Origin of the sequence: Bradyrhizobium sp. Leo170, from assembly GCF_004296405.1 — a bacterium.
Lineage (GTDB): Bacteria > Pseudomonadota > Alphaproteobacteria > Rhizobiales > Xanthobacteraceae > Bradyrhizobium.
Genome location: NZ_PSRR01000669.1, coordinates 1 through 1810 on the forward strand (window position 1 = coordinate 1; position 1810 = coordinate 1810).

2 protein-coding genes are annotated in these 1810 nt (G+C 58.3%); one reads left to right on the forward strand and one right to left on the reverse strand.

What is annotated here, in order from left to right; genetic code table 11:
- Positions 1 to 402: 402 nt before the first annotated feature.
- Positions 403 to 732, forward strand: coding sequence for a transcriptional repressor TraM (locus CWO89_RS43855; RefSeq protein ID WP_130584339.1), 330 nt, complete (start codon positions 403 to 405; stop codon positions 730 to 732).
- Positions 733 to 820: 88 nt separating this feature from the next.
- On the opposite strand, the gene CWO89_RS43860 is transcribed toward CWO89_RS43855, so the two are convergent.
- Positions 821 to 1528 carry an autoinducer binding domain-containing protein gene (locus CWO89_RS43860; RefSeq protein WP_130584340.1) on the reverse strand — a complete coding sequence of 236 codons (708 nt, stop codon included), beginning with the start codon at positions 1526 to 1528 and terminating at the stop codon, positions 821 to 823.
- Positions 1529 to 1810: the final 282 nt, after the last annotated feature.

Sequence of the window (1810 nt, forward strand, 5' to 3'; positions counted from 1 at the left end):
GCTAGTTCAACACCGATCGGGACATCCCCCAGCGCGACGCTATCGGCCATTAGCTCCCTGATGCCGATGTGCAAGCGCTCCTCGATACCGCCGAGCTCAGACCACACCAGCTTGCTTCATTCGCCACACGTTCTTCCCCGGCTAGCGCCAAACCCCTCTTCACTCTATAAAGATTCGCAGGGCAGTACGCGCTGCCCTGGGGCTTAGAAACCCTTCGATTAGCGGTTGGTGCCGGCCGTGACGGCACCGGGATCCTCTGACCTAACGGCCGGGGGCCTGTGACGTATGTCCAGGCGCCTCGGTGCTAAAGGTCATAGGGACCGTCTAATCGCGGTTTTCTAACCCCCGGCTTGGGATCAAGGGGATTATCGTCGGCGGGGGCGCACCGCGGACCTAGTCTGCGTGGGCATTGTGGCATCGAACAATCATGATGAAGCACCCGACGCCGGGCTCAACTGCGAGCTTGAGCACATCTTCGGGGCAATGGGACAACGTGAGCTTGAGCGCCTGACCATCGACGCCATTCGCGAATACCGCGCGAGTATTGCGCTCGCCGAGACGGCCCGATTGCAGCGGCTAGCCGCAGAGGCTGACACTGCCTCTTGTCCCGCAGGTCGAGCAGAGCTCCAACGAATGCATGACCATGCTGAGACCGAGCATCGGGCGCGTCAGCTTGTTCTCAACAGCCTGATCGATCGCCTCGGCTACGTTCCCAAAGTTCCCGCCGGATAATCGTCATGGTAACGAGCTCCCGGCCGGGCGTCGTCGCATAACCTTCGGTCGCGAAGAGCAGGTCGTCGTCCGGTAGTGTCGCGGTGGACTAGATCAACTTCTTCTCCATGGCGATGCGGACGGCTTGCTGAAGATTGCTGGCGCCGAGTTTGTCGCGTGCATTATTCAGATAGCATTGGACCGTTCGTGGCCTGATCCCAAGCAAGTCTGCGATCACATTCATTGACTTGCCGTGTGACGACCAGCTGAGCGAGGTCGCTTCCTGCCTCGACAACGTCACATTCCCTGTTTTGAGGGACGACCCGGACGCTAGGCTGAGGCGGACGTGAATATAGGCAAGCGCCAATGCCGCCTGCATCGGATCCCATGGCGAAACTTCGACCCGCTGCCGATCAGATGCGAGCGTGATCATCGCGGTTCGGCCATAGCTTGATCTGATCGGAATGGAAACCCCGGAACGGATGCCGAAGTCAGTTGCCTCCGAATAGAACTGCTTGATTTCGCGCGAGCTCCGGCGCACGTCGCACTCCTCCGCTGACCAGGCGAACATCCGCATGCTGCGGCGCTTGGCGGTCGTCACGACCGGGTCGATGATCGTATAACGCTTTGCAAAATAGAGGTTCAACCACTCCGCAGGATAGTCGCTGAAGGCAACCGCATCATCGCCGTGAACATGAATGTAGGCATAGCGCTCAAAGCCGGATGAGACAGTAAAACTCTTGATCGCGTTGCGAATGGAGCGCTCGTCGCGTGCCAAATCGACAGCGTCGATCAACCCCTGTAACTGACCATCCAATCTGAGTTCCTCCTCTTCAACTTCCAAGCAAAGCGATCGACCTTTGCTCGTTGCAGGAGCATCCGATTCTGTCATTATTTTGATTTAGTCAGCTTTTCGGAGCGACGCGACGGAATTCAACCTATTTCTCGCTTGCCCTGCTGATCTTCATCCGATTTGTCCTGCGCCAGCCATGAAAGCCACGAAGCGATTCGAGATCTCGTCCTCGCCGCAGTGGCGGCGGTTGACACGCTGCGGGTCCACCGCCAACAGGAGCGCCTTTCATGCTCAAGATGGACGCAG